This is a genomic window from Paraglaciecola algarum, from assembly GCF_021532655.1.
Classification (GTDB): domain Bacteria; phylum Pseudomonadota; class Gammaproteobacteria; order Enterobacterales; family Alteromonadaceae; genus Paraglaciecola; species Paraglaciecola algarum.
Window position 1 is genome coordinate 1 of sequence record NZ_JAKGAS010000016.1, and the last position, 24,362, is coordinate 24,362.

20 protein-coding genes and 1 other RNA gene are annotated in these 24,362 nt (G+C 38.7%); 14 read left to right on the forward strand and 7 right to left on the reverse strand.

Annotated features, from left to right (window positions below; all coding sequences use genetic code 11):
• From L0668_RS19090 to L0668_RS19100, 3 genes are all read left to right on the forward strand, one after another.
• Positions 1-120: transposase (locus tag L0668_RS19090; RefSeq protein ID WP_441295211.1), on the forward strand; the 120-nt coding region annotated here is incomplete at its 5' end.
• A 228-nt stretch (positions 121-348) separates the two neighbouring features.
• Positions 349-960, forward strand: a complete 612-nt coding sequence (locus L0668_RS19095) for a hypothetical protein (RefSeq protein WP_235314324.1) — start codon at positions 349-351, stop codon at positions 958-960.
• A 423-nt stretch (positions 961-1,383) separates the two neighbouring features.
• A complete protein-coding gene (locus L0668_RS19100; RefSeq protein WP_235314325.1) occupies positions 1,384-2,151 on the forward strand; it encodes an Abi-alpha family protein in 768 nt (255 codons plus the stop codon).
• Between the two features lie 133 nt (positions 2,152-2,284).
• On the opposite strand, the gene ssrA is transcribed toward L0668_RS19100, so the two are convergent.
• Positions 2,285-2,642, reverse strand: a transfer-messenger RNA (tmRNA) gene (gene ssrA, locus L0668_RS19105).
• Between the two features lie 293 nt (positions 2,643-2,935).
• Between ssrA and L0668_RS19110 the strand changes: the two genes are divergently transcribed.
• Positions 2,936-6,358 carry a ThuA domain-containing protein gene (locus L0668_RS19110; RefSeq protein ID WP_235314326.1) on the forward strand — a complete coding sequence of 1,141 codons (3,423 nt, stop codon included), beginning with the start codon at positions 2,936-2,938 and terminating at the stop codon, positions 6,356-6,358.
• A 107-nt stretch (positions 6,359-6,465) separates the two neighbouring features.
• On the opposite strand, the gene smpB is transcribed toward L0668_RS19110, so the two are convergent.
• Positions 6,466-6,945 carry an SsrA-binding protein SmpB gene (smpB, locus tag L0668_RS19115; protein ID WP_235314327.1) on the reverse strand — a complete coding sequence of 160 codons (480 nt, stop codon included), beginning with the start codon at positions 6,943-6,945 and terminating at the stop codon, positions 6,466-6,468.
• Positions 6,946-7,095: 150 nt separating this feature from the next.
• On the opposite strand from smpB, the gene L0668_RS19120 reads away from it, so the two are divergent.
• Complete coding sequence (locus tag L0668_RS19120) at positions 7,096-7,527, forward strand: type II toxin-antitoxin system RatA family toxin (RefSeq protein WP_235314328.1); 432 nt, start codon at positions 7,096-7,098, stop codon at positions 7,525-7,527.
• A 57-nt stretch (positions 7,528-7,584) separates the two neighbouring features.
• A complete protein-coding gene (locus L0668_RS19125) occupies positions 7,585-7,911 on the forward strand; it encodes an RnfH family protein (RefSeq protein ID WP_235314329.1) in 327 nt (108 codons plus the stop codon).
• Here L0668_RS19125 and L0668_RS19130 read toward each other — a convergent pair whose 3' ends face one another.
• Entirely contained in the window at positions 7,912-9,123 is a 1,212-nt protein-coding gene (locus L0668_RS19130) for a response regulator (RefSeq protein WP_235314330.1), read from the reverse strand. It abuts the gene before it with no gap.
• The gene (locus tag L0668_RS19135) at positions 9,110-11,788 is read right to left on the reverse strand and encodes an ATP-binding protein (RefSeq protein ID WP_235314331.1); all 2,679 of its coding nucleotides are present in this window, start codon (positions 11,786-11,788) and stop codon (positions 9,110-9,112) included. Before L0668_RS19135 ends, L0668_RS19130 begins: the two co-directional genes overlap by 14 nt.
• 302 nt (positions 11,789-12,090) lie before the next feature.
• On the opposite strand from L0668_RS19135, the gene L0668_RS19140 reads away from it, so the two are divergent.
• Positions 12,091-13,308, forward strand: a complete 1,218-nt coding sequence (locus tag L0668_RS19140) for an EAL and HDOD domain-containing protein (protein ID WP_235314332.1) — start codon at positions 12,091-12,093, stop codon at positions 13,306-13,308.
• Between the two features lie 30 nt (positions 13,309-13,338).
• Here the strand turns inward: L0668_RS19140 and ppsR are convergent, their stop codons facing one another.
• On the reverse strand, positions 13,339-14,151 hold the full coding sequence (ppsR, locus tag L0668_RS19145) for a posphoenolpyruvate synthetase regulatory kinase/phosphorylase PpsR (protein ID WP_235314333.1): 813 nt from the start codon (positions 14,149-14,151) through the stop codon (positions 13,339-13,341).
• A gap of 194 nt (positions 14,152-14,345) precedes the next feature.
• Here ppsR and ppsA point away from each other — a divergent pair, with 194 nt between their 5' ends.
• Entirely contained in the window at positions 14,346-16,721 is a 2,376-nt protein-coding gene (ppsA, locus tag L0668_RS19150; protein WP_235314334.1) for a phosphoenolpyruvate synthase, read from the forward strand.
• Between the two features lie 85 nt (positions 16,722-16,806).
• Here ppsA and L0668_RS19155 read toward each other — a convergent pair whose 3' ends face one another.
• On the reverse strand, positions 16,807-17,028 hold the full coding sequence (locus L0668_RS19155) for a PGPGW domain-containing protein (RefSeq protein ID WP_235314335.1): 222 nt from the start codon (positions 17,026-17,028) through the stop codon (positions 16,807-16,809).
• Between the two features lie 154 nt (positions 17,029-17,182).
• Between L0668_RS19155 and L0668_RS19160 the strand changes: the two genes are divergently transcribed.
• Positions 17,183-17,365 (forward strand): DUF1289 domain-containing protein, encoded by a 183-nt coding sequence (locus tag L0668_RS19160; RefSeq protein WP_235314336.1) that lies wholly within the window; start codon positions 17,183-17,185, stop codon positions 17,363-17,365.
• 265 nt (positions 17,366-17,630) lie between these two features.
• Complete coding sequence (locus tag L0668_RS19165) at positions 17,631-18,818, forward strand: amino acid aminotransferase (protein ID WP_235314337.1); 1,188 nt, start codon at positions 17,631-17,633, stop codon at positions 18,816-18,818.
• A 111-nt stretch (positions 18,819-18,929) separates the two neighbouring features.
• On the opposite strand, the gene rraA is transcribed toward L0668_RS19165, so the two are convergent.
• On the reverse strand, positions 18,930-19,409 hold the full coding sequence (gene rraA / locus L0668_RS19170) for a ribonuclease E activity regulator RraA (RefSeq protein WP_235314338.1): 480 nt from the start codon (positions 19,407-19,409) through the stop codon (positions 18,930-18,932).
• 151 nt (positions 19,410-19,560) lie between these two features.
• Between rraA and glmS the strand changes: the two genes are divergently transcribed.
• Genes glmS through L0668_RS19190 form a run of 4 tightly spaced genes read left to right on the forward strand, consistent with a single transcriptional unit; the run spans position 19,561 to position 24,117 of the window.
• Positions 19,561-19,983, forward strand: a complete 423-nt coding sequence (glmS, locus tag L0668_RS19175) for a methylaspartate mutase subunit S (RefSeq protein ID WP_235314339.1) — start codon at positions 19,561-19,563, stop codon at positions 19,981-19,983.
• Positions 19,983-21,353, forward strand: a complete 1,371-nt coding sequence (locus L0668_RS19180; RefSeq protein WP_235314340.1) for a hypothetical protein — start codon at positions 19,983-19,985, stop codon at positions 21,351-21,353. The genes glmS and L0668_RS19180 overlap by 1 nt, the downstream gene beginning before the upstream one ends.
• Positions 21,350-22,552: a glutamate mutase L gene (locus L0668_RS19185; RefSeq protein ID WP_235314341.1), complete on the forward strand. Its 1,203-nt coding sequence runs from the start codon at positions 21,350-21,352 to the stop codon at positions 22,550-22,552. Before L0668_RS19180 ends, L0668_RS19185 begins: the two co-directional genes overlap by 4 nt.
• On the forward strand, positions 22,543-24,117 hold the full coding sequence (locus L0668_RS19190; RefSeq protein ID WP_235314342.1) for an AMP-binding protein: 1,575 nt from the start codon (positions 22,543-22,545) through the stop codon (positions 24,115-24,117). The genes L0668_RS19185 and L0668_RS19190 overlap by 10 nt, the downstream gene beginning before the upstream one ends.
• Positions 24,118-24,362 lie beyond the last annotated feature (245 nt).

A 24,362-nucleotide genomic window follows, 5' to 3' on the forward strand; every position in this document is an offset into this window, starting at 1 on the left:
AACAAAAAACTGAATCGTTTTAGCCTTCGAGGTAAAGATAAAGTGCAAGGCCAGTGGCACTTATTCTGTTTGATACATAATTTAGAGAAACTCAATAATTACGGACAGCTAGCGGCGTAGATCGCCTAATCACCACTAAAAATGAAGCCCTTTAAGCCACTAAAAACAGCTATACCGAGCCTGACAAAAGCCAAAACCGGGAGAAGTAAAACCACGAGTAAAAAACTTTGCAATATCTCTTGGCTCAAGGCAAAGTTGTGAACATAATAAATTTAAAGAAAAGCGATGCATGGAATAGTCAAAACCGACTTTTTCTACAGCCTCGTTATGTGACTGGAGAGTACATAGATGAGTGATAGTCCCCATAATACGGAAGGCACCATCAAGCAGGAAAAAACCAATATTTCTGCAGTGCAGTTCTCTGTCCAACAGTTATTTTTCGCACTTATAGGGACTTTAGGAGTGGTCATTAGCACTATTGTTGGTGCTGGATGGTATATGTATACGCAAGGGGTATTCAATCCTGATGAGGAGGCAAGGCGTGCCGCATCGGAAGCGCGTTACGGATTTGAAAAGGCACAGGCGGATTTAGTTGCTGCGCGTACAAAGATTGAATCTCTTAATGCTAAACTGTCTGAGAGCGGCGCAGCAATTGCAAGTCTTGAAGCTGGCCTGGAATTGAAAAAGTCGGAACTCGATTTTCATGTGAACCAAAATACTCTCGTCACACAAATTATTGTAGCGTGCATCAACGCAACAACTGCAGGTGAGGAATCAGAGGAGGCGACTGCTACCGCGAAACCAGGCCAATATAATTATGCTGGCGGTGCAGGTACCGCGGCTGCAGCGGCAGCAATTACGGCAGTAGTAAAAGCTCAGAGCGGTTCTCGCGTAACCGCAGATTGTGCGAAGGTATTTAGTGAGAAAATCGAACCGTTGTTAAAAAGAACAGCGAATTGAACCAGACGTCACATAACAAACAGCTCAAATACGTGTCGCTTCGCTCCACCGGACTCGCTACCGCTCGCCGTTTAGCTGGGCGTTATATTTTAAATAAATTTTTGCACGAGGATTTAATCTATGAATACTAAATTTAAAAAAAGAATTACCTATACAGTTTCAATATTTCTTTTACTTGGCGTAGCTCTCTTTGTTTCTATGGAAGACTATCAAAAAGAAAATATGTCTCGGTTATTGAGTCACATATTTTCCAGCAAACAGGCTAATTGATGTGATTTTCAACAATACAATTAGTGCTTTAAAAATATAACAAGGGTTTTCAAGTCGGACAAATTACAGTTGGCTTTTTGTTCGTGCATCACATATTTTAGCCAACTGCAATTTGCCGTTTAAAACAGCGTTAGGGCTCCAAGGAGAATTAGGATGAACGACGAAAATAAGAGTTTGGACGTTCTTGGGATAAAGCCTGTTGCCGACTCGGTCAATACTTTAACAAAAGGAACAGTTGAAGGGGCGTCTGCATTCCTAAGTAGAATCTGCTTGCCAGCTGCTGAAGAATTTGGGCTTTTGCTGCGAGATAAAGTTAGCGCATGGCGCTCAAAGAATGCTGTAGCAATAGCAAATAAAGCCCAGAAACTTCTCGAATATCAAGTGAAGGGCGTAGTTTTAAGTGCTCACCCTAGAATCATTTATTCTACTATTGAAAATGGATCATGGGCTGAAGACGACTTTATGCAGAACCTATGGGCTGGTCTCTTGGCATCATCTTGCACCGCTGATGGCAAGGATGAGAGCAACCTTATTCTTATAGGTCTTTTATCTCAACTGACTTCTAGCCAAGCTAAAATTATCACTCATGTTTGTACTATAGCTAAAACTTTCAAAAGCAAAAGTGGTTTTATAGCATGTGATTTGGTTTATCTGGAAGCTCATGAACTGATGAAAATCTCGGGCATAACTGATATCCACCAATTAGATAGAGAGTTAGATCATCTTAGAGGGCTAGAGCTAATCCATGAAGGGTTTAACCCCGATCATCTGATAGCAGGCGTAACACCTCATGCTTTGTGTTTGCAGCTTTTTGTAAGAGCGCAAGGTTACGTAGGTTCGCCAATTGATTATTTTGGTGCGGAAGAAAAGAGCCCTAACAAATCAAGTAACTCGGACGCTGCAAGCAGCGCCGGTCCTTGAAGCGTTGAACAATTCTTTTGGTAAAGGTAAATAAAGTACACCAACTAGTTGTTTGATAAATATCTGCGTGGTCAAAGAGTGGGCTGTTAGAAAATAAAAAACCCTTAAGCTATTGAAACTTAAGGGTTTTATTTGGTGGAGCTGGCGGGAGTTGAACCCGCGTCCAGAAAGCGTTAGCCGTCGGTACTACATGCTTATTTTGTCTTTTATTTAACTACGTGGAACTCCGACAAACAGGATTTCGTTGCAGCTGGCCTAATACTATTTCGCGGTTCACCCTTAGACAAGGTTCCCTCGCTATCCTGCTGGGATGACCTTCCGAACCTCTACTAGCAGAAAGAGTATGAGTGGAAGGGCTTAGCCGGTTATTAAGCGGCTAGAGCGTAGTTTTCGTCGTTTGCGACTATTTAAATGCGGCTTTTTACGAGGCAAACCGCTCCTCGACATGCACCTAAAGCCTCAAGAATCCTGTCGAATCCAAAATCAGCCCCAAAGGTAGTTGGTTGCAAACTACCAACGAACCCATTCTAACATAGCTAGTGGCGAAAAGAATATAGAAATCAACGAACTCAATTCAACTGCTTACAAAATATACTGCCTTTCAGTTTGTCATTAAAAAGATATAGGTTTGTTAAATATCGTAATAAAGGTTTAGGGCTTTCAATTAAACGGATTGCGGCTAAACCGCTTGATTTACAACCTATTAACTATTGACTCGCATATAGTAAGGCTTACTATGTCGCACATTAAGAATAATGAAATCGTTACCATAGGTTGGGTTTGTATGAAAATTAGGTCCCGTGCTTTTGCCACTTTATGTAAGTTAGTTCTAGTTTTTTTTCTAGTAAGTTGCGGTGTAGATAATCCTCAAGTTTTAAACCAAGAGAGTAAAGAAGCACAAAGTAAAATATTGATTTTTAGTAAAACCGCAGGATATCGACATAAGTCGATTGAATCTGGAAGTGAGCTATTAAAACAGGCTTTAGTTAATAGCGGTATTGATGTCGTGATTTCTGAAGATGCGGCTTTGTTCAATGATAAAAATTTATCAGAGTTTTCTGCTTTAGTCTTTTTAAATACTACGGGTGATATATTAAACGAACAGCAGCAAGTGGCTATGCAGCGGTATATTCAAGCAGGTGGCGGGTTTGTGGGAATACATGCGGCAACGGACACCGAATGGGGCGGTGATTGGATTTGGTATCGCCGTTTAGTAGGCGGTGTATTTGCAAGTCATCCTAATGTGCCGTCGAATGTACAAACGGCTCGCATTCAAGTCATAAATAAAGACCATCCAGCTACAGCTCACCTGCCAGATAATTTTTTACTAGCTGACGAATGGTACGACTTTAAAAGTTTATCTGACCGTCGCATAGACTTAATGAAAGTAGACGAAACCAGCTATACCGGTGGCAAACATGGGGAGTATCACCCCCTTGCTTGGTATCATGAGTTTGATGGCGGCCGTGCTTTTTATACGGGTATTGGGCATAACGCCGAAAACTTCGAAAAACCTATGTATATAGATCATCTTTTAGGCGGGATTGAATTTGTCATTGGTGAAAATAAAAGAGATTACAGTCTCTCAATGCCTGAACCGAATCGTTTTATCAAAGAAACCTTGGTTTCTGGCCTGAAGGAGCCGGTAAGTTTAGATATTACTCCAGATGGAAAAGGTGTCATTTTTGTCGAAAGAGCAGGACAAGTTAATTGGGTTGATACTGAGTCTGGTGACATGCAGCTGCTTGGTAAAATTGAGGTGTACCATGAAAGGGAGTTTGGCTTATTGACGGTTGCATTAGATCCTAACTTTGCCATAAATCAACATATATACATGATGTACAACATTCCTTCTAATCTAGCTGATACAGGTCCGATCCAGAGAGTGTCAAGGTTTACTTTAGTACAGGGGAAACTCGATATGTCATCTGAAGTAACCATGCTTGAAAGTCCAAATGAAGATTCATGTTGCCATACGGGCGGCAATATGGAATTTGATGAAAAAGGTCATTTATTTATTGCTTTTGGCGATAATGCCAATCCTTTTGAAGCATTTGGCGTTGGGCCGTCTGATTTTAGAGCAGGCCGACAAGCTCATGATGCTTATCGAACTTCAGCCAACACCCAAGATTTACGCGGTAAAATATTACGAATTACTCCTCAGGCAGATGGCACTTATAGTATTCCTAAAGGTAACCTGTTTAGTGATCCTGCAAGGGGCAGGTCTGAAATTTATGTAATGGGCACACGTAACCCCTATACATTAGCTTATGATGAGCAAGAACAAATATTGTATTTTGGTGATGTGGGTCCTGATAGTAAAGCCTATGACGAGCGACATGGTGCTAAAGGGTACGACGAGGTAAACCGCGTTAAAGAAGCGGGTAATTACGGCTGGCCTTTGTTTATTGCAAATAATAAAGCCTATCGCCAGTTTAATTACGCAACTGAAGAGCCCGGTAAGTGGAATAATCCGTTAAGCCCGCAAAACGTATCCCCTAATAATACCGGGATTGAATGGTTACCACCTGCTCAACCCGCCTATATTTGGTATCCGTATGGTCATTCAGATAAGTTTCCTGAATTAGGTGCAGGCTCAAGAAATGCTTTGGTAGCTGGTGTTTACCGAACTAAACTAGGAGAGGGCGCCTTACCCAGTTATTATGATGGTGGTTTGTTTATTTCTGATTTTATGCGCCGTTGGATAAAAGTAGTATTTAGTGACAAAAATGGCGATATCTACAAAATAGATAAATTTGCGCCAGAAGCTGAGTTTCATGCGCCACTGGATTTGAAGTTTAGCCGTCAAGGTCATTTATATGCACTGGAATATGGCGCTAAATGGTTTAGTAATAACCCTGATTCTCAGCTATCTAGAATTGTATATACCGGAGATGGGAATAGGGCGCCAATTGCGAATATGCGGGTGTCTGCAAGTAACGGCCTTGCTCCATTAAGGGTTGATGTATCGGCAGCAGATTCTTCAGATCCAGACAATGACCCATTAACTTATAGCTGGTCTTCAGTGTTGTTAACTTCAGGACAAAACCCTGAGCAGGCTGATATGAGTCAAGGGCAGCAGTCTTCAGGAAAAGACAGTACCTATACCTTAGATAAAAATGGGCAATATTTAATTCGTCTAACCGTGACAGATGTTGAAGGTGCGAGTGATACTGTGCAACAGTTTGTTGAAGTGGGTAATGCTGCTCCGGTTATTGAAATATCTGTAGAGGGAAATCAGGATTTTATATGGCCTAATGTTTCCTCCCATCAATACAAAGTTGTGATTAATGATGTTGAAGATGGCAGCGTTACGCAAGGAACCGCTGAGTTTGAGCGAGTTGATATAAGCTTAGTTGCGGCACAAGATAACGGCGCACAAGCAATAGGACATTTAGCGAATGATCCATTGGGTCCAGGGCGTGCAGCCACTAAAAAACACTTATGTATTGGTTGTCATCAGGAACAAGCCGCGTCTATCGGTCCATCTTTCCAACAAATTGCCGATAAATATATCGCTTTAGATGACCCCATCACTTACCTGAATAACACGATTGCAGCAGGTAGTACGGGTAAATGGGGACAGCATCAGATGCCTGCTCACGACTTTTTATCAGAAGAGGTACGCAGTAGTTTAAGCCGTTATATATTACTGAATAAATCTAAAGCACCAGGTTTGCCTTTGATTGGTCAACTACCAAAAGTGAAAAAAGAAGGAGACTATTATTTAAAAGCGGAATATCAAGACAGCGGAGCTGAAGGTTTATCAGCAATCAAAGTACAACAACGTTATGCATTTCATTCACCTATTCGAATGGGCGAAGAACTGTTTAAAGCCGCTGGTAAGGCGCCAAACTTAGGGTTTGACGGAGGGGGGAAATCCATTGTTATGTCAGGGCCTAATGCTGTATTGCCCCTTGGTGAATTTGACTTAACTCAAGTCAAAGGACTAGAAATAACCCAAAAGTATATAGATTGGTTGCCAGAGCAAGCTAATTTTGAAATAAGGATTGACAGTGCAGATGGAAAAGTAATAGCAAAAGGGCAATTTAGTTATAATCAAGCTGAAGCCTTTAGTTTAGTGTCAAAACGTTTTAATTTTTCGACTCAACAGGTCAAAACACCTTTATTTCTAGTGGTGAATTTGACCGATGCTAAAAAAGAGCAGGGTGTCGCGAATATAGTTTCAGTACGTTATCTTCGTTAGAGCTTTTGCCAAGTGTATTTAAAAATGGCGGTAAACATAATGTTTACCGCCATTTTTTATGTGGAATTTATATACTCGTGGTTAGATAGGGGGAAAAGGTAAGCGTGTTATTGACTGTGTTTCATCATGCGCTCTTTATCTCTGGCCCAATCACGATCTTTTACCGCATCACGTTTGTCATGTTCGTGTTTACCTTTACCGAGATAAATTTCTACTTTTACCCAATTCTTTTTCCAATACATAGCGGTGGCTACGATTGAGTATCCTTGGCGCTCTACTGAACCAATTAATTTATCCAGTTCCCTTTGCTTGAGTAATAGTTTACGTTTACGTGTAGCGTCGCATACCACATGACTTGAGGCTTGGTTTAATGGTTGGATAGTTGAACCGATCAAATAAGCTTCACCTTTTTCTATGGTGACGTAACTTTCAGAAATATTTACTTTGCCCGAACGAATACTTTTTACTTCCCAACCTTGCAAAGCCATACCAGCTTCTAATTTGTCGTTTAAATTATACTGGTGGCGGGCTTTTTTGTTGAGAGCGATAGTGCTGTCGGAATTTGATTTTGACTTCTTTTTATTCATGGGCGGTATTATAGAGATTGTGTTTAGGCGTACAACAAAAATTATGAAAAATGAGTAATAAACCTCAAGTAGCTAGATTCTGATGATGCCGAATAATAGATTAATATGATAACCTAACCATATTCATAGCTGGTAGGTATTGGAGAGTGGATGTCGAATGTTTCGCGTAGCGCATTAGTCGCTTATAGCGCCGATTCCATGTTTGATTTGATCAATGATGTGACTCGTTATCCTGAATTTATTCCGGGATGCGCTGAAACCAAAGTGTTAGAACAAAGTGATGATGAGATGCGTGCATCAATCCTCATTTCAAAAGCTGGAGTAAAACAGTGGTTTACCACTCATAATAATCTTCATCGAGCTGAGTCGATTCAAATGGATTTAGTGGACGGTCCTTTTTCACAATTAACCGGTGGTTGGACAATTAAAGCGTTAAGTGATTCAGCTTGTAAAATTGAACTTAATTTAGATTTTGCGTTTTCTAGTAAACTTGTCGAAATGGCTTTTGGTAGGGTGTTTAACTCTATTGCAGCTAATATGGTGGTGGCGTTTACAGAACGTGCCAAACAAGTGTACGGCTAAGTTAAAGCCTGTACTTAACCTAACTAATTGAATGCAATTGTATCTAAAGTAGAAATTATGACAGATAAACATATATCAATTGAAGTGGTGTACGGTACACCTGATAAACAAGTATTATTAGACGTTGAAATCAAGCCTGGTGCTACAGTAGAACAAGCCATACTGGCTTCCAATATTAGTCAACACTTTGCTGAAATTGATTTAAATATCCATAAAGTGGGTATTTGGAATCGTAGTTGTAAATTAGACGACATACCCAAAGATGGCGACCGAATTGAAATTTATCGCCCATTGATTGCCGATCCAAAAGAAGTCAGACGTCGTCGTGCGGAAAAAGCTAAAGAAGAGGGGCGAGCCAATAAAGTCACTGGCGGGAGAGCCTAATTATTTGCTTCGTTTATTGTTTAGGAATTTTTTAAATATTTTGTCAGTGGTGGATTTTTCTAGGGGTTTTAATATATAGCCTTTGGCTCCACGTTCCATTGCTTTGGAGACTACTGATTTATTTTTATTACCAGACAGAATAATCACTGGGGTATCTTGATTTAAGCCTTTTTCAGAAGCGATTTGATCGACTAAATAAATGCCATTTGTATCAGGTAAATTGACATCCATTAATATTAGTTGGAATTGTTTTTCTTTTATTAATTCTATTGCTTGTCGACCATTTGTAACTGATTCGACATTTGTTTTGTAGTTACGCAATAACATTTTTGTTAGCTGCATACTGATTATATCGTCTTCAACTAGTAGGATGTTGGGTATCTGTGTCGCTTGTTCTAGCAGCTCATCAGCATCCACTTCTTGCTTGTATAAACGATTAAATTGATAGTCTTCTTTAGGTTTATCGCTTGGTACAGTTTCTTTTTCAATTGGTGGTGGTTGAATAAAATGCTCTAATAAATGAATAGTTTTGGACTGAAGTTTCAATAATTCAACTCTCATCTGGTCAGAACGAATAGATGATAAGAGCATTTTTAGTTCAGGAATGTTGATATGGATAGATTTGTCTGACTCAATGTGACTAATCGCCGTATCTATTTCAAGCTCTAATTTACTGAGTCTATTTTTAGATTGTTGGTCAAATAGTTTTATATCATTTAATCGACTTTTAATTGATTGTCGAAGTGGTTCTTTAAATGATTCTATTTGTTGGTGTTGTGTTGCCTTACTAATATGGGTAACTTCGAATTGTATTCCCAACTCAATTAACAAGTGATCGCATATCAGGACTATTCTGTGGATTTCATATACTGGCCTAGATACCATATAGTCATCAATAATTTTGGCATTGTAAGCTTCATAGGCTTCTGCTTCGCTTTTTCTAGGGATTAAACTAACTATTCGATGATCGCATTTTTCATAGTCACTAATTGCTTCAATTGCTCGGTAATAATTGTATAAACTATTTTGCAGTGTATCTCCTGGCAATAATAATATTTTAGGCTCTTTATTTACTAATAAGCGGCATAACTCCTTTAAAGTATTACATTTTGTAATTTTTTCGTAATGCTTACCTAATACTTCTAATACAAGTTCGTCACTTTCTGGATCGGTAACGAATAGTACTATGTGACTTTCGTTAGTTTTCTTCATTATACTGACTACAATGTTTATTTAGTGTGTTAATAAGTAATTGAATACTTTCTTCAATTTGTAGCCATATGGGATAAAGATAAGTCTTGTTAGGAGTTCCACAAGCTTCTAGTGATTCACATTGATGGCTAAGTATCTCTGCTCCAACAATCATGGCGCTACTTTTTAAACTATGGGCTGATTTTTGTAAATCTGGCCAATTTTCATTTACTACTCTGTTAGCCATGTCGTGTTTAATTTGGGCTAAATTCGCTGCAAACTGCTGGAGGTAGTCGATTTCGTCTTGTTTTTTTATGTGCCCAACGACGTCATAGAATTTTTCAATATCGAAACATTTTACTGGTGCAGTTGAAATACTATCAATAAGAGGGTCGATAAAAACGTCAGTGTCATTCAGTCCGAGAAGTACATCATATTTCTGTTGAGGCTCGCTGAACTGGTGTTCATCATCAATATCAATACGTGCATTTTCTGATTTTGCGGACGCTAACAGGCTCTCATCAATATTCTTAATTAATTGTGTTAATTGAACTGATGATATAGGTTTTATTAATACTTTATTTGCGCCAGCTTGAATACATTCTCGGTTACACCGTTCTGTTTTGTCAGCTGTTAAAATATACATTTTACTAGGTGTACATTGCTCAGCTTCTTCAATTTCTCTTAATATTGATATTAATTTTGCTCCTGAAACCAGGGGCATTTGATAGTCACTAATAACAAGATCAAAAGATTGTTGTTCAAAAAAAACTAGGGCTTCCTCAGCAGAAGTAGCGAAATTAATAGCTACGTTAATATTTTCAAATTGCTTTTTAAATATATACATATTGTCGGGATTATCTTCTACTAAAAGAGCTCGAATTTTATTTTGAGGGGTAAACAGATTATTCTCTTTGTGGTAAGCGGTCACAGAGTTTGTGGGTAACTCGCGTTTGGCAATAAGTAACAAGTCATCCAAATGCAATGGGGTTAAATTTACGATGTACTTATTTGACTGTGCATCTTCTGGTGGGGCTTGATCTAAATAGAGCATTTGTCTATCAGAGAACTTCTTTAAACCTATACAATTATCTAAATATAAAGGATTAATACATAGTATTTCTGTAGATTTTAACTCTTTTGGTAGGTTTTCCGAATAATACACTGAGAACTTTAATGACTCAGAATATAATAGAGCGACTTGATAAAAATAAGGGTCATTAGTGACTATACTTGTATCTTGATTAGGGCTTGTATCTATTTGGGTGATTTCTGCAGCTGAGACCGACTCTAAAGGGAGTTGAACTGTAAATTTCGCTCCTTTAGCTATTTCACTTTCTACGAATATCCCACCACCCATTAAATTACAAATTTGTTGGCAAATGCTTAGACCTAATCCTGTGCCTCCATATTTTCCATGAATTTTAGAGTTTGCTTGAGAAAATGTATCAAAAATTAATATTTGCTCTTCTTTGTCGATACCAATTCCATTATCTGATACTGAAAAAATAATGTATCCAGTTAAATCATCTTGTCGAACTTCTAATTTTAATTCAGGGTGTCGATTGTTATTGAATTTTAACCCGTTGCTCACTAAGTTTGACAATATTTGATTGAGCCTAATTTCGTCTACCATTACTTCTTTTGGTAGATTTGGATCAACGAATAACATTAAGGCTGTATTGTTTGATTTTGCATTAGCCGAAAACTTTTCGACTAAATCTTCACATAATATTCTTAGGTTAGTTTCAGTATTACTTAGCTCTGCTTTATTTGCATCGAACTTACTAAAATCTAGAACATCGTTAATTAAGCGTAATAGATAACGAGCACTTTTCCCCATTCTGGTTATAAATTCATTAGAGGCTAATTGAGGATCCAATTGACTTAAATCTAATAAACCAATAATGGCATTTAGAGGCGTTCGTACTTCATGACTAACCGCGGCCATAAAATTACTTTTTGCTTCACTTAAATCATTCGCTTCTTGGCAGGCTACTTCAAGTTGATCGGTCAACGCTTTGAAGGTAGATTCATCAATAAATATTCCAATCCGTTCACCACTGTATGTAATATTGTCTCGGTAATGGAAATATTTGCCGTTAGGCAATGAAAATTCAAAAGAGCACTCTTTATTTTTGAAAATTTTCAGGCGTAAATACCTGAATAAAATAGCGGCTCTTTTCGGTTCGTCTGGATAAATAAATTCAATAACTTCATTCAATAAGCTGAGCAAAGTATGTTTGTGAATACTGTTGTAATCGATCGAATAAAAAATCTTCTGAAATTGTTCATTAACTAAATCAATATTGCCGTCTTTGTTACTAATAATCACTGCATCTGACATTTGGTCAATTACACTGACTATATTATTGTAACGTTTGGCTAAAGGAGATTGGTTGGCCTCGGCTATTTTTATCAAATTTTTACCGTGGGCCATGGGCATAGCTGTGAGCAGCTTTTCTGTGTTACCTACTTGAAAATATACTAGTTCTTGTGCTCCTGATATTAAAGGCTCAACTTTTTTTAATAAATTTGCAGTGTTATCAGCAAGTAAGCTTTCTTGTTTAAATGCGTGGTTGGAAGACACAAGTGTCAAATCATTATCGATTACCATCACAGGATGGATAAATAAATCGATTAATTCTTGAGCTTTAATTTTATCTACAACACCGGTTGAATCCATATCTGGTCATCATCCACTTGGTTATAATTAATTTAGTAATTAAGTGTTTAACCTAATTAAAAAGAAGAAAACTACAACTATAAGTTTACATTAAGATCAGAAAACCAATATCGCAAGTAGAAAGTTAATGATTTCAATTAGTCCTGAGACAGATTACTTGTTTGAAACTATATTTATCAGTATGGATAGAATTTTTATCTCTGTTATATTTGTTTAACAAGCTCTTATTTTCAAAGTAATTGGAAAATATGTTTGGATTAGCTAACTGAAATTATTGAAACTTTCTAACCTAAAGGATTGATATGAACGAGTCTGTATTGTTGGCAAGACAACCGATATTTGATAGCAACAATAATTTATATGCTCATGAGATTTTGTACCGCAGCGAATCATCACTTGGTGCAGGTGATATTAGCCAAATATCAACAAGAGAGTTGTTGGTAAACGCATGTACTAATATTTTAAATGACAATATTAATTTAGGTTTACCCATGTTTGTTAACATTGACGAAGAGTTTTTGTTAGCAGATGATTTTTTTCCTATAGCGCCAAAAAATTTAATTTTTGAAATTTTAGAGACCATTCCCCCAACTGAAATTATTATTGAAAAACTAGGTAAACTAAAACGTTTAGGTTTCGAATTTGCGTTAGATGATTATTTACTGGAAAAGTCTAAAGTCCCTTACTTTAAATACTTAAAAGTCATTAAAGTAGATTTACTTGATGTTGATTTTGAACAATTGGTTAAATCCATGCCTACGCTGAAAATGACACGATGTTTGTTACTGGCCGAAAAAGTAGAAGATCAACAAATGTTCGATAGATGTATTGAACTTGGATTTGATTTGTTTCAGGGTTATTACCTTGAAAGACCAAAAATCATAAAAGGTCGAAAAATTGGGGCTAGTCAACAATTAGTTTTAAATTTAGTCTCTGAACTTAGCCGAAATGATATTGAAGTTGAGGAAGTGGCTGAGCTGATTTCTAGAGATGTCGGGCTTAGTGTTAAAATATTATCTTTAATCAATTGCCCATTATACCAACTTGTGAGAGAAGTTAAGTCAGTTAAAGATGCAGTAGTCATTCTAGGATTAACAACTGTCAAACAATGGGCTATTACTCTAGCCTTAGTAGCAGAATCGAGTCGACCTAAAGAGTTATTTAGAGCTGTCTTAGTTAGAGCGAAAACTTTGTCATTATATTCTGCACATACAAGCACTGGTAATAAACAAGTTGAATCTTCGACTTGTTTTTTAGTGGGGCTCTTATCTGGTATTGAAGCTATCTTTGAAATTGACATGGTCGAGATACTTGATCATATAGTACTAGATGTCGATATTAAGTCAGCTTTGTTAGGACAAGAAAACCAGCTGGGAGCGCTACTTAAGAACTCTATTGGAATGGAACGTTTTGATAGTCGAATATTTGAACAACTCAGTAATCAAGAAATTTGTTTGTTTAACCGTTGTTATAGAGATGCCTTGAAATGGGCTGATGAAGTTATGGATAATTTGGCTTAAATAATTATGTCAATTTGGCACTTCTAACCTCTAATAATTTTTACGCTCTAGCCCTGTTTCAGCTAAAATTTTGGCTGAAATTTCTTCGATAGAAAAATGTGTGCTATTCAAAAACGGAATTCTTTCTTTACGATATAAATTTTCAACTACCCGTAATTCCATTCTACATTGGCGTAACGAGGCATAATGACTGTTAGCTCGTCGTTCAGAGCGGATTTGGTGTAACCTTTCTGCCTGAATTGTTAGGCCAAATAGTTTGTTTTTAAATTGTTTTAGTACTGCTGGCAATCGCAGAATATCGCCCATGTCGTCTTCAGTGAACGGATAATTGGCCGCCTTGATGCCATATTGCAAAGCTAGATATAAACTCGTAGGAGTTTTGCCTGAACGAGACACGCCCACCAAAATAATATCTGCCTCATGATAATCCTTTAAATTAGAACCATCATCATTGGCCAAAGCATAATTGACTGCATCAATTCTAATGTCATAGGTTTTTTCATGAATACTGTGGGTGCGATGTTTTTCTGGTTTGGCCGGAATGCCTAAAACTTTTTCTAAGGGGGCAACAAATTGATCGAGGAAATTGTAGTTGATACCTACAGATTGAGAAATGACTTTTCGGACCTCTGGATTAACGATGGTATAAAAGACTAAGGGTCTATGATCCTTGTCTTGAAAACTTTCAGATATTTTTTTATTTACTTGTTCGGCTTGTTCGACGGTTTCCACAAAAGGAATGGTTACGTGATTAAACTTAACCTCAAATAGAGTAAGGAGTGCGTGGCCGAAAATCTCAGCCGTAATAGCCGTTCCGTCAGAAATATAATAGGCAGTTCTCATTAACATTTTCCTTACATTGTTGTAATTAAATTACGAAAGTGAATTAAATTTTACTTTCATAAAAGACTGATCTTACAATCCTTTTCTGTTGAATTTAAGAAGAGAATCTTAGTCACATTTCAACACTTATGTACTTTACATAATTAAAATTTTTTTGATACATACACGTTAAAATTCAGTTTGGAGAATTAAAAATGCAACAACACGTTTTATGGTACCAACAACTAGGCATGGGTGATGTCGGTACGGTTGGTGGTAAAAACGCATCATTGGGAGAAATGATCTCAAATTTGGCTAATGCAGGTGTACAAGTGCCTGGTGGTTTTGCTACCACAGCCTATGCGTTTAACGTGTTTTTGCAGCAAAGTGGATTAGAAGGTCGAATTCATGAACTGTTAGACAAGTTAGACGTTGACGATATTGCTGAGTTAACCAATGCCGGAGAAACCATCCGTAATTGGATTATCGATACGCCATTTTTACCAGAACTTGAAAAAGACATTAAAAGCGCGTTTGAAAAGTTAGAAACTGAAGCTGGTGGCAATGCTTCGTTTGCGGTTCGTTCATCTGCAACAGCAGAAGATATGCCTGATGCATCGTTTGCTGGGCAGCAAGAAACCTTTTTAAACGTTAAAGGTTTTGATGCAGTGATGTTAGCCATTAAACATGTTTACGCGTCACTGTTTAATGACCGGGCTATTTCTTATCGAGTGCATCAAGGTTATGACCATAAAGGTGTAGCGCTTTCTGCGGGCATACAACGCATGGTTCGAAGTGATTGTGCCTCGTCAGGTGTTATGTTTTCAATCGACACAGAATCTGGATTTGAGGATGTTGTATTTATTACATCGTCTTATGGTTTAGGTGAAATGGTGGTGCAAGGAGCGGTTAATCCAGATGAGTTTTACGTGCATAAACCCACCTTAGCTAAAGGTTTACCAGCGGTAGTGCGCAGAAACTTAGGCAGTAAGTTAACTAAAATGATTTATTCCGATGATCTTGGACATGGTAAACAAGTTGAAATTGTTGATATTGAAGCTACAGATAGTTGCCAGTTTTCATTAAGTGATGAAGAGGTCATGGAGCTTGCTAAACAAGCTGTGATTATTGAAAAACACTATCAACGGCCTATGGATATTGAATGGGCTAAAGATGGCACTGATGGAAAACTCTACATAGTGCAAGCTCGTCCAGAAACTGTACGTAGTCGTGAAAACATTCAAGTAATCGAGCGATTCAGATTAAAAGGCAATGCGAAAGTAGTGTGTGAAGGTCGCGCTATTGGTCACAAAATTGGTTCTGGTGTGGCTAAAGTACTTAGCGGTGTTGAAGAAATGAATAAAATTCAAGCTGGTGATGTTCTGGTTACAGATATGACAGATCCAGATTGGGAGCCAATTATGAAAAGGGCTTCAGCGATAGTGACTAACCGTGGTGGCAGGACTTGTCACGCGGCGATTATTGCGAGAGAACTAGGTATCCCTGCCATTGTTGGTTGTGGTGACGCAACTGACGTTATTGCCAACGGTGACAAAGTGACGGTTTCATGTGCCGAAGGTGATACCGGTTTTATTTATGGTGATGTATTAGATTTTGACGTAGTAACGTCGAATATTGAATCTATGCCGGAATTGCCTCTAAAAGTCATGATGAATGTGGGTAATCCAGATCGTGCATTTGACTTTGCTCGATTACCAAATGCAGGTGTTGGTTTAGCTAGACTAGAATTTATTATCAATCGAATGATAGGTGTGCACCCCAAGGCATTACTAGACTTTGATAATCAGCCTGAGGAGTTAAAAGCTGAAATTTCGGATATGATCGCCGGTTATGCTTCACCAGTTGAGTTTTACATCGAAAAATTAGTAGAAGGTATTTCAACTATTGGCGCAGCATTTTCACCACAAAAAGTGATTGTGCGTATGTCTGACTTTAAGTCGAATGAGTACTTTAATTTGGTCGGTGGGTATCAGTATGAGCCTGATGAAGAGAATCCAATGTTGGGTTTCCGTGGGGCGAGTCGATACATCTCTGAAGATTTTAGAGCATGTTTTGCACTCGAGTGTGAAGCGATTAAACGGGTTAGAAATAGAATGGGCTTAACTAACGTTGAGATCATGATCCCGTTTATTCGTACATTAGAAGAAGGTCGTAAGGTATTAGATTTATTGGCTGAGGAAGGCCTTGTTCAAGGCGAAAATGGTCTTAGAGTGATCATGATGTGTGAATTACCATCAAATGCGCTATTGGCAGATCAATTCCTAGACATGTTTGACGGTTTTTCAATAGGCTCTAATGATTTAACTCAGCTGACATTGGGTCTAGATAGGGACTCAGGATTGATTGCTCATTTGTTTGATGAAAGAGATGCGGCGGTTAAAGTACTACTTTCTATGGCAATAAAAGCAGCGAAAAAGCGCGGTAAATATGTAGGTATTTGTGGTCAAGGTCCATCTGATCACGAGGATTTAGCTCAATGGTTAGTAGAGCAGGGTATCGACAGTGTGTCTTTGAATCCAGATACAGTTGTTGAAACTTGGCTTTATTTAGGCGAAAAACACGCTAAGTAATTACAGTTTGAAGCATAAATTAAAAAAGCCGCTTTAAGATTTTTAAAGTGGCTTTTTGTTAAGTTCGATTGGATAAAATTAAACGTTATTGTCTTAATTTTCGTTTCAATAAAAAACTATCTAATTTTCTAGCTGAACTAGACATAGATTTTTGGCAAACTTTTAGAAGGTGTCGAGCTTTTGGAAAATCATAACTTAACATCACTAAACCTAGAATTAACACAAAAATTGAACCTGGTAGAATAAAAAATACCACACCAAATCCTGCACAAATGCAGCCTAGGGTAATTCTAATTTTTTTCTTCATAGTAAATTCTCAATTTTGTTATTAACTAAATTCTAGCATTTTTACAGTTATTGGAAACGTTCCAGTTGTTACAAACTATTTTTTAGCCAACTATTCTTTAGCCCATTATGTGGGCATAATGTGTCTTTTTTAAATTGAGTATAATCCAACAAATATGTACATAGGAAATAACGTAAATATAATTAGCCCTTGTGTTAGCAATTGTGTACTCGACAACGATGATATTTGCAAGGGGTGCTTTAGAAGCGCCGCAGAAATTACTGACTGGGTGAGTAAGTCGGACGAGGAAAAGTTGAATATAACTATTAGGTGCAAAAAGATGATGGCTGAGCAGTAATAAGTTTAGTGGCCGAGTAAAGCATTTCCTATTGAATTTATACGGGTAGGCAACCCACCTTTAAGAGTGACTTAACGTTGCATTTTTAATGGTCAATAAAATTGGAATTCTATAACCCTAAGGATGGCTAAGTTTTCATCGTTAGGTATAATGCACGTCTTTATGCCACTGTGTACCCTAGTACGTTACTGCCTTAGATATTTTACACGCGGCCTAACTTTATTCATATCCATTTTTATATTCATTAAGAGAGGTACTCAACCTTATGTTCGCAACGATTCAGCCACCACCTGCAGACCCGATTTTAGGTTTGTCTATTAAATTCAAAGCCGATAATAATCCACTGAAAATTGATCTGGGACCAGGTATATATAAAGACGAAACCGGAGCAACGCCTGTTTTGGCTTGTGTAAAGGCTGCAGAAGCATTTCGTACTGAGTTTGAACAGACTAAAATTTACTTAGGGTCGGCGGGTTCTGGGTTGTTCAATGAGCGTATTGCTAGTCTTTTGTTGGGTGACCATCAGGCAATCCAAGATAATAGGGTTCGGACTATTTCTACCCCAGGTGGTACCGGCGCTTTGCGTATTGCCGGCGAGTTCATTAATAGTAGCAAATCAGGGGCGACGATTTGGGTGAGTAATCCTACTTGGGCTAACCACCAAGGCGTGTTTACAGCAGCTGGCCTGAACGTTAAAACGTACCCTTATTATGATTATGATAATAAGTGTTTGGATTTTGAAGGCATGATGAACGCACTGAAACAGGTTTCTAAAGATGATGCTGTTTTGGTACACGCTTGCTGTCACAACCCTAGTGGCATGGATTTAAATAAAGAACAGTGGCAACAGTTTGCTGAGCTGGCTAATGAGATTGGCTTTTTACCGGTTGTCGATATCGCTTATCAAGGCTTTGGCGCTGGGTTGGATGAAGATGCCTATGGCTTGCGTTTGTTAGCTGACAAAGTAGATCAACTGGTTGTTTGTAGCTCTTGTTCGAAGAATTTTGGCTTGTATCGGGATCGGATTGGCGCTTGTTCATTAATAGCTAAAAACAGCACAGTAGCTGATATCATCTATGCCGCCATCCAACGTGTGGTAAGAGTTAATTATTCTATGCCTCCTGCCCACGGTGCAGCGGTTGTGGAAACTATCCTAGGCTCTGAAGAGTTGACTAGCCAATGGCACGGTGAGCTTGAAGTGATGCGAGAGCGTATCAGCCAGATGCGCCAAGTATTGGTGAGTAGTCTAGCTGATAAAGGTGTGAAGCAGGACTTTAGCTTTATCACACGCCAGAATGGTATGTTTTCTTTTCTGGGCATTAATGGTGAGCAGGTTCAACGTCTGCAGGACGAATTTAGTATTTACATAGTGGGCTCTAGCCGGATCAATCTGGCAGGCATTTCCCCTGACAATATCGACTACTTGAGTGAGTCTATCGCCAAGGTTTTATAGTTAGAGCAAATTACTACAGCGAAAACAAAAAATCCCACTTAGCTTTAAGCAAGGTGGGATTTTTTATAATTATGCTTTTTATGGATACAGAGGATTTTAAAAAATCGAGGTTTAAACGATTTTCTCAGCAGTTACTATCACCCCATCATTATCGGTATACACATAATCACCTTCATTAAAGGTTACATCACCAAAGGATACAGAAATTGCACGCTGGCTTTTAGTGACGGGGATTGACTTGCGAGAGCAGGTACCTAATGCAATCAGCGCAACTGGGATATCCTGAATTTGTTCGGTGTCTCTCACATAACCATTTATGATTATGCCTGCGAAATTGTTTTTATGGGCAAACTTCATCAGATTCTCACCCACAACCGCAAAGTAATCCTGAGCGACATCGACTACCACTATCTTGCCAGTGCCATCTTCGTCGCGAAGCAGCGCTACAAGATCGGCGTTGTTTTTATCCAGCTTGATGGTAGTCACCACCCCTTGGCATTTATTTATTCCACCAAAATTTTGGTAACCGGGCCCTAATACTTTTGTTTTATCGGGGTATTCATCACAGATATCTGCTGTAAAAAAGTCCATCGCTATTGTCCTGCTCGAAAAAAGGTTGAAAATTCTATCACTGAAGACCAATTATTTGCATAGAAATTTGCTGATTTTGCATAGAAATTTAGTAGTTTTGCATAAATATTTGATAACATTGCGGCCTTTAATTTTCACAGGTGCAATATTGATGAAGGTAGTTACAGGGGTCGTTGGCAATGATATTCATGTGGTCGCCAACCGCTTGATTGATCTTTCCTTACGAGCTAGGGGTTATGAAGTGTTTAATCTCGGAGTAAACACCTATTTGGAAGAGTTTTTTGATGCCGTAGTGGAAACTGGCGCAGATGTCTTGTTGATTTCATCCCTTAACGGCGAAGCAGAAGGGTGGGGCAGGGAAGTAAAACCTTTATTGACCCAATACAAAAAGCTGGACGATGTGGTCATGATGATTGGTGGCAACCTTGTTGTTGGCCGCGGTGATCCTGACGAAATCCAGCGTAAATATAAAAGTTATGGGTTTGATTTGGTATGCCATCAAATTGACCTCAACACCGGCCTAGACATGCTGGAAACCCATCTTGAAAAAAGAACACAAGAGAGTAATGCCTAATGAGTTTATTGCAGGAAGAGCGAAAAATCATACTCAGTAATGAGTTTGTTGATGCTTTTGACTTTGCTGAGGTGACAGACTTTGTAAAAAACGCGAGTAAAGAGCTGTTCATTTCTCACCATTTTAAAAAAAATAAGAACAAAAAAATGATGGTGCAACCGCGAGGCGGTTTCCCTACCTATGAAAAACAATATGCCCTTTATGAGTTTTTTCTTAAGGCAAATGTGGATGTATTACCGCTGACTGTTGATTCTAATACTCGCTTGAACGATTACGCAACTGCTCAGAAAATGCTTCGTCTTAGTGAAGAAAACAACATAGACATGCTTAATGGCTACCCACTGGTGACTCACGGTTATCGTACAACCCGCAAAATGATTACCCATTTTGACAAGCCGGTGAGCTTGCGTCATGGTACGCCGGATGCTCGTCTGTTAATTGAGACGGCTATTGCCTCAGGTATATTTGAAATTGAAGGCGGTCCAATAACGTATTTACTGCCTTATTCTAAAAATTTCCCACTCGATAAGGCATTTCTTTACTGGAAGTATGTTGAACGAGTTTGCGCTAATTACTCACAATTGAATGAGCCGATCAATCGAGAATCTTTTGGTCCGTTGACAGCAACTATGGTACCTCCGTCAATCACTATTGTGATCCAACTGCTTGAAATGCTGCTATCACTAGAAGAAGGGGTTAAATCATTTTCGGTATCGTTTGCTCAACAGGGCTCGATGATGCAGGACATTGTGACTGGTGCTGTCCTGAAAAAATTGGCTCGATTCTATGCCGAAGAAATCGGTTGTGGCGATGCAGACATTCATTTGGTTTATCATCAATGGATGGGCGCTTTCCCGATGAATCGCGACTACGCAGACCAACTGATCAATATGTCTACTGTGATCGCTTCTATGGTTGGCGCTGACAAAATCATCACTAAAACCTGTGAAGAAGCCGTGGGTATTCCTACCAAAGAAGCCAATGCTAAAACTGTGGCCAATACTCAATATACCTTGCGTATTCTCAATGGGTTGCCAAGCGTGGTTGATGAAGAAGAAGAGGAAATCCTCACCCTTGAAGTCAAAGCGATTATGGAAGCTGTGTTTAATGATCCTGCTGATACCCTTTGGCGTAAGGTATTTAACTGTATCAAAAGTGGCATTATCGACGTACCTTTCTCACCACATATTATCAACCACAATGAAATGATAACGCTGCGTGATGCACAAAAGAACATTCGTATCATTAAGCGAGGCAATGTACCTATGCCCGATCGCTGCTATGAGTATCATAAGTCTCAGTGCGATCTATCCAAAGACACTACCAGTATCGTTAACGATATTATTCACGATATAGGAATTATGCAATGAGTAAGTCCGTAGAGAAATTGTTGATAGATGTGGGGAGCACCTACATGAAGGTTAGTACCTCAGGTCATGTGGAACAGCATTTTCGTGATTTTAATCAGGATATTCTGGATGACCTAGTGAATAAATGTGGTGATACTCTAAAGCGTTTTGAAAAAGACGATGTTCACATTTGCTCTTCGGCAAATGGCGGTCTGACTACCTTGATTATAGGTGTCACTCAGTCATTTTCCCTAAAGTATGCAACCAATATTGCTTTCAATTCTGGTATTAATATTATTGATACCATTCTTTATCAGAATATAGAAGATTACTCTGTACCAAGTGAACCAGTGGATGTGGTTATCATTGTGGGCGGCATCGACAGTCACAGTGAACTATTTTCCGACAGCCTTTATTGTTACCTTGAGCAGCTTACCTACTCAAATATTGTATTTGTTGGCAGTGAAAAAGACGCTCCTGTTATTAAGTCTAAAATTGATGAAGTGGTAGTCTTGCCTAATATTATCGACAACCGTCTACACATTGTGGAAGAGCACCTGAAAGAATACCTGACCAACTTGTACCAACAGGACATCGAAGGCAAAGAAGATATTAAGCATCTGTACGATATCACTAATAATCAGATCTTCTCGACTCCCTATATCGTTAACAAAGCTTTGCCTCATATCGATGCGCGCTTTGCTGTAGTCGACCCCTTTATCTTACTGGATATAGGTGGAGCCACCACAGATATTCATTACTCTAAGGACTTGGTGGACGAAAATATCGTCACAGAAAACGAATATGATCGTTTGGTTTTCAAAAAGTTAGGGGTGTATAAATCCCGTGAGTCTTTGATTTTTTCGGCCAAAGATAACGAATTCGTATATGAACTGTTAATGCACTTAAAAGTGACAGAGAATATCCTTGAGGAGCACAGCAAGCGGGCAACTAAAATACTGATGCAGTTGGCTATCTTTTTGGTATTGTGCAAAACCTCTCACTATCGCAAGGCGTATATAAACTTAAAGCTGTTGGCCATCAATTCGATTGTTTTTACTGGTGGTATAACTAAGGTCTTAAACCAAGAAGAAGTGGAAGATATTGTGGCTTTCTTCTATAAAAAGGTTTTGACCTCAGAACATAAACCTCGATCAATCATAGATAACAATTACGATATTTGGACATTGGGCGCGAAGGAGTTAGAAGCATGTCAATAAATTGTATGAGAGCGGTGCTTGAAGCAGCAGCGAAATCCCAACCGGAAAAGCCTGCCGTTGTATTAAATGACCAGCAGCTGACATACGCGCAACTGTTTACCCGGGTTAATCAGGTAGCATTCTATCTCGATGAGCTAGGTTTACCTAAGGGCAGCCGTATTGGCATCTACTCGAAAAAGTGCATTGATCAGGTTGTGGCGATATTAGCTGTTATGTCGACCAAGCATATTTTGGTGCCTATGACCCAGTTTTTAAAAACCGAGCAAGTTGAGTACATTATCAATGATTGTGACATCAAGTGTGTTTTAACTGATCAGAAGCACTTGGGCGCTATTGAACAAAGTAACTTTGCTGGAAAAGTAGTGTGCTATGAGACTACTCGAAGTGAAATCGCTTCTTTTGAAGAAATTTACAAGTACTATAACAAGCCTTATAACAGTGACATTAATGGCCATGACAATGCACTGATTACCTATTCCTTTGGTCTAACGGGCACGCCTAAAGGCATAGTGATCTCCCATCGTAACTTGATAGATTCGGCGCGAGTAGTATCTCAGTATCTGGATTTACAGCAAGATGATGTTATCTCTGGCTTGTTGATCTTCAATCTGGACTATGGTCTAAATCAGATATTCTGTAGTTTATATAAGCGCGCTACTTTAGCTTTACATAGTTTTATTCTGCCAGATGATTTCTTTAACCACTTAATCAACGACAAAGTCACTGTTTTGCCTTTAATGCCTTTTAATATCTCTCAGATGTTTGAAGGCGGTAACCAGCGCCTGCCTAGTCCTGAATTATTTGACAGCTTGAGGATCATTACATCTTCTGGCGGCAATGTTTCAGCGGGTATGATCCGCGATTGTAAGAAACAGTTTTCTCAGGCCAAATTCTATTCTATGCATGGGCTGACGGAAGCGTTCCGTTCCACCTACTTAGATCCATCACAGGTTGAGATCCGCCCTGATTCTATTGGCAAGGCCATTCCAGACGTTGAACTGTATGTGATTAATGAAAACGGTAAAGAGTGTGCGGTTAGAGAAGTAGGGGAGTTAATTCATCGTGGGGGCTATATCTATCGTGGTTATTGGAATGCACCAGAAGAAACCGCCATGCGCTTTAAATCGGTTGAGATACTAAGTGATGCCGTCGATTTAGAAGGAAATCTAACCGATGAGACTGTCGTTGCTACTGGTGACTATGTGTATAAAGACGAAGAAGGCTATTTCTACTTTGTATCTCGCCATGACGATATGATCAAAACGCGAGGTTTTAGAGTTTCACCCTATGAGATTGAATCTGTAGTGGCTAAAAATATTCCGCAAATTAAGCAATGCGCGGTATTTGGTATGGATAATGAACAGATTGAAGAAGAAGTGGTGATGGTCTACTCGGCTGATAAAGAAATTACCAAAAAGGAAATCTTGTTTGAGCTGAAGAAACACTTAGCCTCTTATATGTTGCCCAGCAAAGTTGTGTTTAAACGTTCGTTACCTTTAGTGCAAAGTGACAATAATCGAATCAATAAAGATCAGCTTAAGCGGGAAATGTCACAAGGATTATAGTTAAGCCTAACTCGAAGCTATGCCTTTCAATAACCGATAAACCTTACCTTTCTTTTTTGTATCCTCCCCCTCCTTTTAAATAATGAGGGGGCTATTTAATCAATTTTTAGTTATGTGACATAGCTGCTATAAGGCTAGCCTTTTGCTATTAAGTAGGTAATGCTTGTAATACCATTAGTTACTATAATCGGTATTAATCAAAAAGTGATATAGAGAATAGGGGGGATTTGTTGGTATAATTGCAC